Below are 278 nucleotides of genomic sequence, written 5' to 3'. Positions count from 1 at the left end.
AATTTCAATTATTCTTTTCTTATCAGTTTAAATTCTATTCTTCTGTTCTGTGCTCTTCCTTCCGCTGTCTCATTTGTCGCAACAGGTTCCTCTTCCCCTCGTGTCTCAACTCCAACTATTCTTTCTGCAGGTACTCCGAACTCAAGCAACTTCGCCTTTACACTTTCCGCTCTTCGCAGACCAAGTTTTAAGTTATACTCATTCGTCCCTTTGGAATCCGTATGTCCCACTATCGTCACATCATAATCATTTACTATTATATATTCCTTTAAGTTCTG

Annotated in this window: 1 protein-coding gene; it reads right to left on the bottom strand. The window is 39.2% G+C overall.

The features are described 5' to 3' along the window. Positions 1 to 8: 8 nt before the first annotated feature. Positions 9 to 278 (bottom strand): OmpA family protein (locus tag EII29_RS11750; RefSeq protein ID WP_148096452.1); only part of this gene is annotated, 270 nt, incomplete at its 5' end.

The sequence above is a fragment of the Leptotrichia sp. OH3620_COT-345 genome, from assembly GCF_003932895.1.
Taxonomy (GTDB): Bacteria; Fusobacteriota; Fusobacteriia; order Fusobacteriales; family Leptotrichiaceae; genus Pseudoleptotrichia.
The sequence above is the reverse complement of the archived record's forward strand: the minus strand, read 5'-3'. Positions and strand labels throughout refer to the sequence as shown.